We start from the raw sequence: 12,764 nt of genomic DNA, 5'->3' as shown, positions 1-12,764 counted from the left end.
CTCACCGTGCGGCAGCGGCAGCGGCAGCGGCGGCGACGTCGTCGCGGACCGGACGAGCCGTCGTCGAGTCTGATGCCGAGTGAGCCGCGGAGCCGAACAACCGGCCGCGCAAGGTCGGGTCGGTGTATCGCGACGGGAACAGGCCGCGCCGCTGCAGGATCGGGACGACGAGGTCGGCGAAGTTCTCGAAATCCACGGCAGTGTCGGCGGGCATGATGGTGAACCCGTCGGCTGCGCCCGCGGTGAACCAGGCCTCGAGGTCGTCGGCGACCTGTTCCGCCGAACCGATCAGCAACCGATGACCGGAACCGCCGGCGCCCCGTTGGACGAGTTCGCGTGGTGTGCTGGGGCGTTCGGCGATCAAGGCCCGCGTGGAGACGCTGAATCCGGTGGAGAAGGCTCCGGTCGGGATGGTGTCGGGCAGATCGTCGGCCGAGATCGGGTCGTCGGGGCCGAAAGATCCATCGGGGAGACCGAGATTCGCGACCAGCTCGGCCGTGAGCCGCCCGATCGGCAACGTGGCGTACAGCTCCTCTGCTCGACGACGGGCTTCGGCTTCGGTGGCGGCCACCAGGACGACCACCCCGAGCGATATCTTGACCGCATCCGGCGCACGACCCGCCGCGAGGGCTCGTTGACGGATGTCGTCGCGAAAGGCGATCGCCTTTCCTGTGGTCTGTGCGACGGTGAACACCACATCGGCGAAGTCTCCGGCCAGCCGGAGGCCGCCCTCGGAGCCGCCGGCCTGCACCAGCACGGGACGGCCCTGAGGTCCGGCCGGCACCGGGAGAGGCCCGGCGACACGGAAGAACTCGCCCTCATGGTCGATCCGGTGTATCCGCGCTGTGTCGGCGTATCGGCCGCGCGACTTGTCGGCGACGAGCCAGTCCGGCTCCCACCCATCCCACAGCCCCGTCACCACATCCAGGAACTCCCATGCACGGCGATACCGCGTCTCCTTGTCCGGATGACCGGTCAGCCCGTAATTGGCTGCTGCCGCCGGGGTTCCGGTGGTGACGATGTTGACGGCCGCCCTGCCCTTGGTGACGTGATCCAGCGCCTGGAACCGGCGGGCCAGGTTATAGGGCGAGTTGTAGGTGGTGGAGCTGGTGACGATCACACCGAGCTTCTCGGTGATGGCGGAGAGATTGCCGAGCAGCACCAGGGGATCGATCCCGGTGCCCGGCGCCTCCTCGATCTCTCCGCGCAGCGCGGGTCCGTCGCCGAGGAACACCGCATCGATCGACGCGCGCTCGGCGACTCGGGCGAGCCGCTGGAAATGGTCGATGTCGAGGTAGGCGGCCGGATCGGCGTGCGGCAATCGCCACGCATGCCGGAAGTGGCCCGGCGTCATCAGTGACAGGTTGAGGTGCAACGTTGACATCGTCGTCTCCGGGAGGGTGAGAGCAGCAGGGGTCAGGACGGAACAGGCGAGTGCACAGGCGAATCCGCGGGCGGACGCCAGCCGAGCAGGGGTGCGAGCTCACGCGCGGTGCTCTCCAACAGCCGGAGATGCTCGTCGTGGTCGGGGACGCCCGGCACGAAACTCACCAGCAGGTCCGTCGCATGGCGCAGTGCGGGATCGGCGATGAGCTCGCCGGCCAACGCCTCGGCGGGACCGATCAGCGCGCGGTCGGCGGCCAGATAGTCGTCGACGGTCTGCGCGTTCTTCGGCTCACCGGAGGTGCTCCAGCTCTGCCAGCGGCGGACCCCGGGTGTCACGAGTTGTTGCGCCAGCGCGCGGTCTGCGTGCGGGTATACCGCCCGCGACACCTGGACCCGGGGTGAGCGCCCCGGATCGGTCCAGCCCGCGCGGTAGGCCTCGATGATCGCCGCCTGCCGACGTTGCGCGTCGCGCGTGGTCCCGCCCTGCCAGGCCGTCGCCCGCGACAGCTGGAGTCCGTCGCCGGCGATGGCCGCGGCGGTGGCCGCCTCGTGCGCGTGGTCCGGATTGCTCGTCGTCGCCTGCCAAAGCCGTTCTCGAAGTGCATCTCCCGGAGGATGGAGGACCTCGCCGAGGTTGTTGACCGCACGACCGACGAGCAGCTCGTGAAGCCGTGCGAGGGAGCGGCCGAACAGGTCATGTCGTTCCGCGAGGTCACGGCCGAACGCCTCCCACGCGCCGGGGAACGGGCCCGACCCGATGCCCAATTCGAGCCGACCAGAGCTGATCTCGTCGAGAGAGGTGGCGTCCTCGGCGACCCGGAGCGGATCCTCCAGCGGCAGCACGAGGACACCGGTGCCGAGGCGTATCCGGTGCGTGTGCTCGGCGATCGCGGCGAGCACCACCAACGGCGACGAGATGTGCTCGTTGCCCTGCCGGAAGTGCCGCTGGATGACCCAGCCCGAGTCATAGCCGAGTTCCTCGGCGGCGACGAACAGGTCGACCGCCTCGCGGTAGGCCTGACGTGGCGGGATGTCCCGGTCCAGATGGAGCAGGAAGTTGAGCCGGAACGCGCGGCCGTCCGTCAGACCCGCCCCGACCGGCGCGTCGATGCCGACCATGTCAGAGATTCAGGCCGGTGCCGTGCACACCATGCTCGTCGATGAGGGCGAGTTCCTCGTCCGTGAGTTCCGGGAAGTCGAGCGCCGTCACGTTGTGGTCGAGCTGCCAGGTGGAGCTGGCGCCGACCAACGCCGTGGTCACCTCCGGACGCCGCAGAACCCATTGCAGCGCAAGCTGGGCCAGCGACTGGCCGCGGGCCTCGGCGAGTTTGTTCAGCTCGGCCGTACGCCGACGGTACGTCTCGTCGATGACGTCGGGGGTCAGGAACGTACTGTTCACCGCGCGGGCGTCGTCGGGGATCGACTCCAGATACTTGTTGGTGAGCAGCCCCTGTGCGAGGGGCGAGTAGACGACGAGGCCGAATCCGTCGTCGGCTGCCAACTCCAGCAACCCGTTCTGCTCCACCCGGCGATCGAAGATCGAGTAGCGCGGCTGATGGACGAGCAGCGGGACGCCGGCGTCACGCAACAGGACGGCGGCCTCATGCGCTCGATCCGGCAGATAGTTGGAGATGCCGACGTACAGGGCCTTGCCCTGCTCGACCGCCGACACCAGGGCACCGACGGTCTCCTCGAGTGGTGTCGAGAGATCCGGGCTGTGACTGTAGAAGATGTCGACATAGTCGGTGCCCAGGTCCCGCAGACTGTGGTCGAGAGACGTCAGCAGCGACTTGCGTGACCCGCCCTTGAGGTACGGACTCGCACCGATGGCGTTGCCGGCCTTGGTGGAGAGGATGATCTCGTCGCGATACGGTGCGAGATCTTTGGCCAGCACCCGCCCAAAGGTCTGCTGCGCCGCCCGGTGCGGTGGTCCGTAACGGTCGGCGTTGTCGAAATGGGTGATACCGAGATCGAAGGCGTGCAGGATGATCTCGCGCTGCGTCTCGAAGGAGTAGTCGGTACCGAACTTCTGCCAGAGGCCGAACGAGAACGCGGGGAGATCGAGACCTGACCGCCCGGCTCGGCGGTAGGGGATCTTCTCGTAGCGGGTGTCGTCGGCGGCAAATGTCTGTTCGACGGGTCCGTGACTCATCGTGGTGTCCTCTCGGGGCGGGTCAGGGTTCAGATGGACTCAGCGCGAACGGCGCAGGGCAGCTGGTTGCAGGGATGGGGTGTCGCGACCGGTATCGCGTTCGAGGAAATGAGTCCCCGGGTCGACGATCTCGTCGATCCGGTCGAGCACGGTGTCGGGCAGGTCGACGGTCGCCGCCTTCAGGTACGCCTCCAGGTGTTCCTGGGTGCGCGGCCCGATGATGACGCTGCTGATCGCCGGGTGGTTGAGCGCGAAGGCGATCGAGAGTTCGACCAGGGTCAGCCCGTTGTCCTCGGCCAGGTGGGCCAACGCATCAGCGGCGGCCAACTTGCGCTGGTTGCGTTCCGCGGTGACATCGAATCGACCCGGGATGAGTTTGGCGCGAGCCGATTCGGGCTGCTCGCCGCCGACACGGTACCTGCCGGACAGCCAGCCCGCGGCGAGCGGGCCGTAGGACAGGACGCCCACGCCGTACTTCTGGACGACGGGGAACACCTCGCGTTCGGCCCCGCGGACCAGCAGTGAGTAGGGGAGCTGTTCGGTGTGGGGCGCGATCAGCCCGTACTTCTCCGCGAGCCAGTGTGCTTCGACCTGGAGGTGGGCGGGGAACACCGAGGTGCCGTAGTACCTGATCTTGCCCTGGTGGATCAGACTGTTGAGCGTCTGCAACGTCTCGAGGAGGCTTGTGTTCTCATCCGGCCGGTGTGCCTGATAGAGGTCGAGGTGGTCCGTCCCGAGACGTCGGAGGCTGTCCTCGACAGCCTGCGTGATCCAGCGGCGCGAGTTGCCCGACTGTCGGGGGTCGTCACCGATTTGGCCGTGGAACTTGGTTGCGAGGAACAGACGGTCGCGTCGGGTCCTGATGGCCTTGGCGACGATCTCCTCGGAGACGCCCTGCGCGTAGACGTCGGCGGTGTCGATCGACGTGATGCCGGCGTCGAGTGCGGCGTCGATGATGCGCAGGCTCTCCGCCTCGGACTGCCAACGCCCGAAGTTCATGGTGCCGAGGGTGAGTGGCGTGATGGGCACGCCGGTGCGGCCGAGGAAACGGGTGACCTCGATGGTCATCGATGTCCTTTCGATTGTGCTGTGGTGGTTGTCGGTCGACGATGTTTCGGGAGAGGTGAGATCAGAACAGGCCGGTGGTGGGAGGCTCCTCGCCGGTCAGGTGATAGGCGCCCGCGACGGCCGCCTTCCATTGCCGCGGATTGTGATTTGCTGCGGTCCGCGAGTTGCGCCAGTGACGATCGAACCCGTACTCCCGGTTGGTGATCGATCCACCTCCCACGTCGAAGACGAGTTGAGTGGCCTGCAGCGCCGATTCGATTGCGACGACGCCGGCCTGTGCGACGGTCACAGCGGATTCCGCGCCCGCAGCCCTGGCGGCGTCGCCGGTGAGCCCGCGCACCGATTGCAGCGATTCGGCACCGATGAGGACGACTGCTCGTGCAGCCTGTGCGCGGGCGGCGATCTCACCGACTGTGTGACGCACATATGGGTCGTCGGCGCTGGTGGTGGCGGTGCTGTGCTTGATCGGGCGGGCATGTTCGCGCACGAACCAGATGGCGTCGTCGAGGGCGCGGGCGGCGATTCCCGCTTGCACTGCCGCAAGATACAGCTGCGCGAATGAACCGAGCCAGGGATTGTCAGGTGTCGATTCATCGACGACCACGACTTCGTCGTCGGTGACACGGACGGAGTCGAGCACGGTGGAGCCACTCTGCGTCAGACGCTGCCCGACGGCATCGAAGTCATCGAGCCGGGTGACCCCGGCGCGGTCGGTGGGCACGGTGAAGCCGATGTTGGTGCCGTCCTCGGTCACGGCAGAACCGGAGAAGTAGGACGCGTACAGGCCGCCGGTGGAATAGTACTTGCGGCCGGCGATCAGGTAGCCGCCGTCGACGCGACGGGCCGTGGTGGTCACGCTGCCGCCGGCTCCGCCGTTGCGTTCGTTGCCGGTTCCGGCGAACAGCGCCCGTGCGCGCAATCGGGCGAGGTTGATCGACCGCAGCGGGATGTCCTCGCGTCCCGCGATCTGGTTGGCCAACAAGAAGGTACCGCGGAGTGCCTGCGCCACATTCGAGTCCGCGCGGGCAACCTCGATGATCACGTCGGTGACGTCACGGACGGTGCCTCCCGCACCGCCCTCGCGTAGAGCGATGCCGGTGAGTGCGATCCCGGCATCGGCCAGTGCACGGACGTCGCCGAAAGCGTAGTCGCGGCTGTGCTCGCGGTCGCGGGCGCTCGCACCGATCCGCGACAGTACCGGTGCGATCTCCGCGCGGATACCGTCGACGGTGAGAGCGGGACCCCTCACGCCCACATGATTGAGATCTTGCGCCGTGTCGCCGATGTCGGTGGTCGTCATCGCGTCGCTCCCGCGATCTCGCGCAGTCCGAGAAGGGCTCGTAACGTCACGCTGTCCGGGGTGTGCGGGTAGCGGTCGGTGGCTGCTCGAATGAGGTCGGCTGTCGTGTCGTCGAATTCGGTAACGAGCAGTGTCACTCCATCGGTGGCATGAACGGGTGCGGAATCGCGGGTCGACGCAGGCGACGACGTTCGCGCCAGCAAGGCGATGTCGTCACGTCGGCGGTCTGCTCGCTCGGCGGCAGCGGCCAACTCCAGATCGGCGGTCGAGACCTGTTCCTCGTCCACGATCACTGCGTCGGCATACCGGGCAACCCGGTCCCAGCCGAGCGCCGATGGATCGTTGGCGAGTACCGCCGGTCTGCCCTGCGGGGACGACGGACCGTCGAGTGGGCCGGCCACCCGGTAGAAGTCGCCGTCGTGGTCGATCGGGCGGATGTGCGTGTCGTCGGCAACGACCGCGTTTCCCTGGTCTCCGCGTAATGCGCTTGCCGGGAACGATTCCCACAGACCGTTCAGAATGCGGACGTACTCGACCCAACGATCCGATTCCGCCAGCGATTCGTGCGGGGGAGCATTGGCCACATCGGTGACCTCGTCGCCGTCCCCGGGCCGGAGAAGGACGCCCACCCGCCCGCCGGTCGCGCGGTCGAACGAGAGCACACGCCGCGCCAGGTTGTACGGCGCGTTGTGAGTCGTCGGCGCCTCGACGACGAACGCCAGGGCGGCATGACGTCCGGCGAGGTAGGAACCCACGACAGACGGGTCGGTGCCGCGTACGCCGTCGACCGAGTCCCGGATCACCAATCCGGCTGCGCCGGCGTCCTCCGCGGCGCGCGCGATCGCGGCGGCCGCGTCCAGTGACACCTGACCCGGCAACTCGCCGACGGCGATCTCGATGAACACACTCATCTCATCCTCTTACCGTGCGCTCACGAGTGGTTGATCGGCCGAGCCGCGAACAGCCGGGAGACCGAGTCCGAGGTGATGTCGCAACGTCGAACCGCTGTACTCGGTGCGGAACAGGCCGCGTCGCTGCAGTTCGGGGATGAGGTGATCGGCGAAGTCGTCGAATCCGGAGGGGAGGACGTCGGGCATCACGTTGAAACCGTCGGCGGCGCCGTGGGTGAACCATCGTTCGATGTCGTCGGCGACTTGCTCTGGTGTGCCCACGACGATCCGGTGCCCACCCCCGCCGGACAGTGTCTTGAGAAGCTGACGCAGGGTGGGGTTCTCGCGGGCGATGATGTCGCGGACGACACGGTAGAAGGTCTGGGAACCGCCGGCCTCGTCCGGCTCGCGGAGGAGACCAGGCGGGATGGGCGCGTCATCGTCGAGATCGTCGAGCGGAAATCCGAGCTGTCCCGCCAATCGCCCGCGCGCGTAGGCGTCGGGCAACAGTTCGTCGAGGAGCTCCCGACGGGCACGTGCCTCGGCCTCGGTGCTTCCCAGTACGGTCGACAGGCCGGGCAGTACCACGATCTCATCGGGATCGCGTCCAAATGATGCTGCACCGCTTCTCAATTCGGTGCGGAAGGATCGAGCCTTGTCGATGTCCTGCTCGGCGGAGAAGATGACTTCGCCGACACGGGCGGCCAGCCTCTTCCCGTCGCTCGAGCCGCCGGCCTGGACCACGACCGGCCGGCCCTGCGGGGACACGGCTTGGGTCCGTTCATCCCAGGACGCGACGACTCGTTCGACCACTGCCGCCGCTCGACGGTAGCGAAGTCCGTGGTCGGGCTCGCCGTTCCGACCGAAGTTGCGTGCCGCCACGGGGCCCGCCGTGGTGACCACATTCCAACCGAATCGGCCGCCGCTCACATGGTCGAGATCGCCCAGACGCCGGGCCAGTTCGTCGGGATCGTTGTAGGACGACGACAGCGTGCCGATCAGTCCGATGTGGTCGGTCTGCGCCGCAATGCGGGCGAGCACCGTCGTCGGCTCGAGATTGTTGCCGGGACGATGGCGCACGCTCGGGTCCAGCACCGGACCGTCCGCGAGGAACACGGCGTCGAGCGATGCCTGCTCGGCCTTCTGCGCGATCGACGTGTAGTGGTCGACCGAGTAGCTCGCCAGGCCATCGGTGCCGGGCAGACGCCATGAACCACCGAAGACCCCGGCATTGAGGATGTTGACGTTGAGGTGGAGCTGTGGCGGCTCGGCGCCGTTCCTGGGTGCGGACACTTGGCACAGTGAAGCAGGGTGCGTCCGGCGCGTCACCGTTTCGGTTCACCGTGAACACAAGAAGGCCATTGGCGCTGTCGCTCAGTAGCTTTACCCGGGGCAGTACCGATCACTTGCGTGACTTCCCACCGCCGGTCATGACGCCTGACGACGTCATCAGAGAGAGGACATCCGACTCGATGACCGTTGACTCCCCAGTCGACGTGGCACACGCGGCCGATGAGGTGACCGCTGCCGACGCCCATCCGGTGGTGGCTCGGGTGCGGAATTATGCGGACTCCGTGCTGCGGCCGGCCGCGCTGCGTACCGACAGCGACGGCGTCACACCGGAACGAATCGACGAGCTGTCGGTGCTCGGCCTTCTCAATCACCAGGCTCCGGCGGATCACGGAGGCGCTGCACTCGGGCGCAACCCAGACCGCCGGATCCACGAGATCATTTCGGGCGCATGCTTCAACACCTGGTTGGTGTGGGCTCAGCACGCCCCGATGGTGGGTCGATTGCTCGCAGAGCAGAGAAAAGGCCGTGTGCTGTCGTCAATCGGTGACGATGTCGTGCACGGACGAGTGCTCGTCGGCGCGGCGGTCAGTGACGTCCGCAGGTTTCCCGACCACTTCATCAGAGCAAGAAGACATTCGGGCGGGTGGGAGTTCGCAGGAACCATCTCGTGGGTCAGCGGTTGGGGATTGAACTCGGCCCTCGTGGTGTCCGCCGTCGAGTCGTCGACCGAGCGGGTGATCACCGCGCTCGTGCCGGTGGGCGCTTGGACCCGCTCGACGCACCTGGATCTCTCTGCCGTCGCCGGAAGCCGCACCGAACGAGTGACGCTTGACCGCGTGTACGTCCCGGAGGACGAGGTGCTCACGATCCAGTCGTTGGCCGAGTGGCGGATCGAAGATCTCGACACAGCGAGTGATGCCCGCGCACAACATTTCGGCCTCGCGCAGACCGTGCTCGCGGAGCTGGAGGCGGCCGACCACCCCGGAGCGCGGCGGGTCGCCGAAGTGTGGCGCCCGCGGATCGGGTTGATCCGTGCCGAGGCCTATGGACTCGCCGACGAGGCGAAAGCTGCAGGCGACGGCCGTCATCGCCTCGACGAACGCTTGGCCGTCAAGGTGGCCTCCGGTGAGGCGTTGACGACGATCACGCGCGCTCTTCTCGTCGCGCGGTCCGGACGTGGCATCGGTTCGGATGACACCGCTCAACTGCACGCACGATCAGCGCTGTTCGTCCTCGTGCAAGGACAAAGCGTCGGCGTGCGGTCCGCACAACTCGCCGCCCTCGCCCGCTGACCGCGAGCACGGCATTGACCCACCCTCGACCCGGAAAGACCCATGAGTTCCGAATTCCTCTGGTACATACCGAATCAGATCAACCCTGGACATCGCGGCGACGACACGGTGGCGAACCACAACAGCCTCGACACGCTGACCCGTCAGGCAGTTGCTGTGGAGGACAGCGGATGGACCGGGGCACTGATCGGCACGGGATGGGGCCGGCCGGACACCTTCACCGTCGCCTCGGCACTGGCAGCGCGCACGACGACGTTCGAACCGCTGATCGCGGTCCGGCCGGGCTATTGGCGGCCCGCGAACTTCGCCACGGCGGCAGCGACGCTGGATCATCTGACCGGAGGCCGCGTTCGCGTCAACATCGTCTCGGGCAAGGACGATCTGGCCGCCTACGGTGACTCGGACGGTGACCAGGCTGATCGGTACGTCCGCACCAGCGAGTTCCTGCAGCTGGTTCGTCGTCTGTGGACCGAGGAGAACGTCACCTTCCACGGTGAGCATTTCCGCGTGGAGAACTCGACGGTGGTGCCGCGCATCGATGTCCATGACGGACGGACGCACCCGACGCTGTATTTCGGGGGTGCATCCACGGCCGCGGAACGAGTAGCGGCTGCCGAGGCGGATGTGCAGCTGTTCTGGGGAGAGCCTCTGGACGGCGTCGCTGAACGGATCGACCGACTGAAGACGTTGAGCGAGAGCGTCGATCGACAGCACCGCCCACTCGAGTTCGGGCTGCGGGTCACGACCTTTGTCCGTGACACGACCGACGAGGCATGGCGCGATGCAGAAGCCAAGGTCGCCGACATGTCGGCTCAACAGTCGGCCGTGGCCGGCGAGCATGGTCCGGTACCGGAGAATCCGCATCGACGGGCGGCCGTCGGACAGCAGCGCCTCCTCGATCTCGCCGCCAGAGGAGAGGTGCTCGACGACAACCTCTACACCACCCCGGGTCGCTACGGCGGAGGCGGCGCGGGAACCACGTGGCTCGTCGGGTCCGCCGAGGACGTGGCGAAATCGCTCCGTAAGTACGAGGATCTCGGCATCACCCATTTCGTCCTCTCGGACACCCCGTACCTGCGGGAGATCGAACGACAGGGTGATCAGCTCCTGCCACTGTTGCGCGGATGACGGCGGAGGTCTGTCGCACCGCCACAACGGAAGTCACACACCACGTCATTCGACGGCTGCTCGTCGCCGTATTCGCGATCAGCAAACACCAGTGCCTACGTGGCGATGATCCAGATCCTGCCGGTGATCCTTGACCCCATCGCCGACGACCTGGGCGTTACCCGAACCGCGGTGACCGCGGCGTCGACGGTGTCCACCCTGATGGGTGCGCTGGCAGCGTTCCCGGTCGGCCGTCTGCTGGATCGGCATGGTGGACGCGCGGTGATGGCGTCGGGATCCGCCATCGGGGCCGCGGCCGTGCTGTTGTGCTCGCTGCTCACGTCGGTGTCGCAGCTGTACATCTGTTTCGCTGCGATCGGACTGTCGATCGCGATGTCCACCTATGAGGCGGCGTTCGCCGTGATCGTTGTTGCCGCGGAGGCCGAACATCGTGATCGGACCATTCTGACGGTCACGATGATCGCCGGCCTCGGCACCTATGTGGTGTATCCGGTTCTCGGGTGACTGAACACCGAATTCGGCTGGCCAACAGCGCTGGTGATCCAGGGCGCCGTCTTCGCGGTGACCGCCGTTCCCGGACACGTGCTGGCCATACCCTCGCGCCGAGTGCATCTCAGCAGAGTGCATCTCAGCAGAGTGCAGCAGCGGGTCGGCGTGCCGATCGGCGCCGCACTTCGGCAGCGTCGGTTCTGGTTGGTGCTGGTGGCGTTCGTCGTGCAGGCCGCGTCGGTCTCGGTGTTTCTCCTTCTCATCGTGATCTATCTGCTGGACGTGGGGCATCCGATGGCGGTGGCGACCGCCATGCCGGTTGCCGTCGGAGTGCTGCAGATCCTGACACGACTCGCACTGACAACGGTGGGCCGCCGGTTTCGGCTGGCGCCGATCGCGGCTGTCGCGGTTTGCTGTCCAGGGCATCGGGCTGTTGCTGCTTCCCACCGTCGGACTGTCCATCCCGCTCACCCTGCTCTGCGTCGCGGCGGTGGGTTTCGGGCAGGGCGTCGGGGTGATCGCGCGGCCGTCGATCGTCGCCGACCACTTCGGCGTCGTGCACTTCGCGAGTGTCTTGGCAGCGATCACCGTGCCGATGGCGCTCGCGCGTGCCGGGGCGCCGCTGTTCGCTGCGTGGCTCGGAGACTGGCGGTTCCTGGTGATCGGGGACACCGTGGCGCTCGTGGGGGCGGTCGCGCTGATCCCGATGTCGACGGTCACCGCGGAGGGGTGAGCCGGCGGGGTAGGCGGAACGAACGTTCACCGGCGGAGAATGCCACCGGTGGTACCATACGTGGCATGGCAAAGACGACGTTGTACCTTCCGGATGACCTCAAACGAGCGATCGAGGTCGAAGCGCGTCGACGGTCTGTGTCTGAGGCCGAGGTCGTCCGAGAAGCACTTCGTCAAGCATTGAGCGGCAGCGCTCCTCGGCCGCGGGGTGCATTGTTTGCCGGTCGAGAGCCGATCGCCGACCGGGCTGACGAGCTTCTCGAAGGGTTCGGCGAGTGATCGTCGATACCAGCGCCCTCCTGGCATACTTCGATTCCGCCGAGCCCCAACACAGTGCGGTCGCGGCAGTCATCGATGCCGCAGACGAGCCGCTTGTGGTGTCGCCGTACATCGTCGCGGAACTCGACTACCTGGTGCTGACCCGACACGGATCCCGCGTCGAGCGCATCGTGCTCGATGAACTTGCTTCCGGGGCATGGGAGCTGGCCGCGATGCCGCGCGATCGATTGACTACAGCGTTGGCTGTCGTCGATCGGTATGCCGATGTACCGGTGGGCATTGCTGACGCGTCCAACATCGTCCTGGCGGACGCGTACCAGACAACAGTGATCGCGACGCTCGACCGTCGACATTTCGGCGTCCTGCGTCTCGGGGATGGCTCGGCGCCGACGATCGTGCCTTGAGTGTGGAGTGCCGCGTCGGGTCGTGCTGTGTTCCCTCGCCCCCGCTCAGGGCAGCGGTCTTCAGGTGAGTCCGTCAGCCGGTGTACTTCACACCGGTGTACTTCACAACTGTGGAACGCAACCGAGGCTTCCGAAGAAGAGGTAGCCCGGGGGAAGCGCGGGCCCACCGGTCACGGGCTCGCAGCTGATCGCGGACGCGGGTGGCGCGCCGAAGACGAACAGTGCACCTACGGTCGACACGATGATGGCGAAAGCGCGCTTCATGTGAGATCAACTCCTGGGGACGGGAGGACAGGATTGGTCGGCGCCGGTGCCGCGTGGCGCTCAGCGTAGTGCAGTGCCCGGCCTTAT

General features: G+C 66.9%; 14 protein-coding genes. 6 read left to right on the top strand and 8 right to left on the bottom strand.

Annotated elements, in window-relative coordinates; all coding sequences use genetic code 11:
* Position 1 precedes the first annotated feature (1 nt).
* The 7 genes from QSJ19_RS05580 to QSJ19_RS05550 form a co-directional block, all read right to left on the bottom strand.
* On the bottom strand, positions 2-1,384 hold the full coding sequence (locus QSJ19_RS05580) for an NtaA/DmoA family FMN-dependent monooxygenase (protein ID WP_286318892.1): 1,383 nt from the start codon (positions 1,382-1,384) through the stop codon (positions 2-4).
* Positions 1,385-1,416: 32 nt separating this feature from the next.
* Positions 1,417-2,505 (bottom strand): LLM class flavin-dependent oxidoreductase, encoded by a 1,089-nt coding sequence (locus tag QSJ19_RS05575; protein WP_286318890.1) that lies wholly within the window; start codon positions 2,503-2,505, stop codon positions 1,417-1,419.
* Between the two features lies 1 nt (position 2,506).
* A complete protein-coding gene (locus QSJ19_RS05570; protein ID WP_286318889.1) occupies positions 2,507-3,538 on the bottom strand; it encodes an aldo/keto reductase in 1,032 nt (343 codons plus the stop codon).
* Positions 3,539-3,577: 39 nt separating this feature from the next.
* Positions 3,578-4,606 (bottom strand): aldo/keto reductase, encoded by a 1,029-nt coding sequence (locus QSJ19_RS05565; RefSeq protein ID WP_286318888.1) that lies wholly within the window; start codon positions 4,604-4,606, stop codon positions 3,578-3,580.
* A 61-nt stretch (positions 4,607-4,667) separates the two neighbouring features.
* Entirely contained in the window at positions 4,668-5,906 is a 1,239-nt protein-coding gene (locus tag QSJ19_RS05560) for an acyl-CoA dehydrogenase family protein (RefSeq protein ID WP_286318887.1), read from the bottom strand.
* Positions 5,903-6,817 carry an LLM class flavin-dependent oxidoreductase gene (locus tag QSJ19_RS05555; protein WP_286318886.1) on the bottom strand — a complete coding sequence of 305 codons (915 nt, stop codon included), beginning with the start codon at positions 6,815-6,817 and terminating at the stop codon, positions 5,903-5,905. The genes QSJ19_RS05560 and QSJ19_RS05555 overlap by 4 nt, the downstream gene beginning before the upstream one ends.
* A 9-nt stretch (positions 6,818-6,826) precedes the next feature.
* A complete protein-coding gene (locus QSJ19_RS05550) occupies positions 6,827-8,089 on the bottom strand; it encodes an LLM class flavin-dependent oxidoreductase (RefSeq protein WP_286318885.1) in 1,263 nt (420 codons plus the stop codon).
* A gap of 179 nt (positions 8,090-8,268) precedes the next feature.
* On the opposite strand from QSJ19_RS05550, the gene QSJ19_RS05545 reads away from it, so the two are divergent.
* From QSJ19_RS05545 to QSJ19_RS05520, 6 genes are all read left to right on the top strand, one after another.
* A complete protein-coding gene (locus QSJ19_RS05545) occupies positions 8,269-9,381 on the top strand; it encodes an acyl-CoA dehydrogenase family protein (protein ID WP_286318883.1) in 1,113 nt (370 codons plus the stop codon).
* 42 nt (positions 9,382-9,423) lie between these two features.
* Positions 9,424-10,509, top strand: coding sequence for an LLM class flavin-dependent oxidoreductase (locus QSJ19_RS05540; RefSeq protein WP_286318882.1), 1,086 nt, complete (start codon positions 9,424-9,426; stop codon positions 10,507-10,509).
* 105 nt (positions 10,510-10,614) lie between these two features.
* The gene (locus QSJ19_RS05535; RefSeq protein WP_286319308.1) at positions 10,615-11,013 is read left to right on the top strand and encodes an MFS transporter; all 399 of its coding nucleotides are present in this window, start codon (positions 10,615-10,617) and stop codon (positions 11,011-11,013) included.
* A 418-nt stretch (positions 11,014-11,431) separates the two neighbouring features.
* The gene (locus QSJ19_RS05530; RefSeq protein ID WP_286318881.1) at positions 11,432-11,731 is read left to right on the top strand and encodes a hypothetical protein; all 300 of its coding nucleotides are present in this window, start codon (positions 11,432-11,434) and stop codon (positions 11,729-11,731) included.
* Between the two features lie 65 nt (positions 11,732-11,796).
* On the top strand, positions 11,797-12,009 hold the full coding sequence (locus tag QSJ19_RS05525) for a ribbon-helix-helix domain-containing protein (RefSeq protein ID WP_286318880.1): 213 nt from the start codon (positions 11,797-11,799) through the stop codon (positions 12,007-12,009).
* Positions 12,006-12,413 carry a PIN domain-containing protein gene (locus QSJ19_RS05520; protein ID WP_286318878.1) on the top strand — a complete coding sequence of 136 codons (408 nt, stop codon included), beginning with the start codon at positions 12,006-12,008 and terminating at the stop codon, positions 12,411-12,413. Before QSJ19_RS05525 ends, QSJ19_RS05520 begins: the two co-directional genes overlap by 4 nt.
* Positions 12,414-12,515: 102 nt before the next feature.
* Here QSJ19_RS05520 and QSJ19_RS05515 read toward each other — a convergent pair whose 3' ends face one another.
* Positions 12,516-12,677 carry a hypothetical protein gene (locus tag QSJ19_RS05515; RefSeq protein WP_286318877.1) on the bottom strand — a complete coding sequence of 54 codons (162 nt, stop codon included), beginning with the start codon at positions 12,675-12,677 and terminating at the stop codon, positions 12,516-12,518.
* Positions 12,678-12,764 lie beyond the last annotated feature (87 nt).

It is taken from the genome of Gordonia sp. ABSL11-1, from assembly GCF_030315685.1.
GTDB lineage: Bacteria > Actinomycetota > Actinomycetes > Mycobacteriales > Mycobacteriaceae > Gordonia.
Note: the sequence above shows the minus strand (reverse complement) of the source record. Positions and strands in the feature narration are given on the sequence as shown.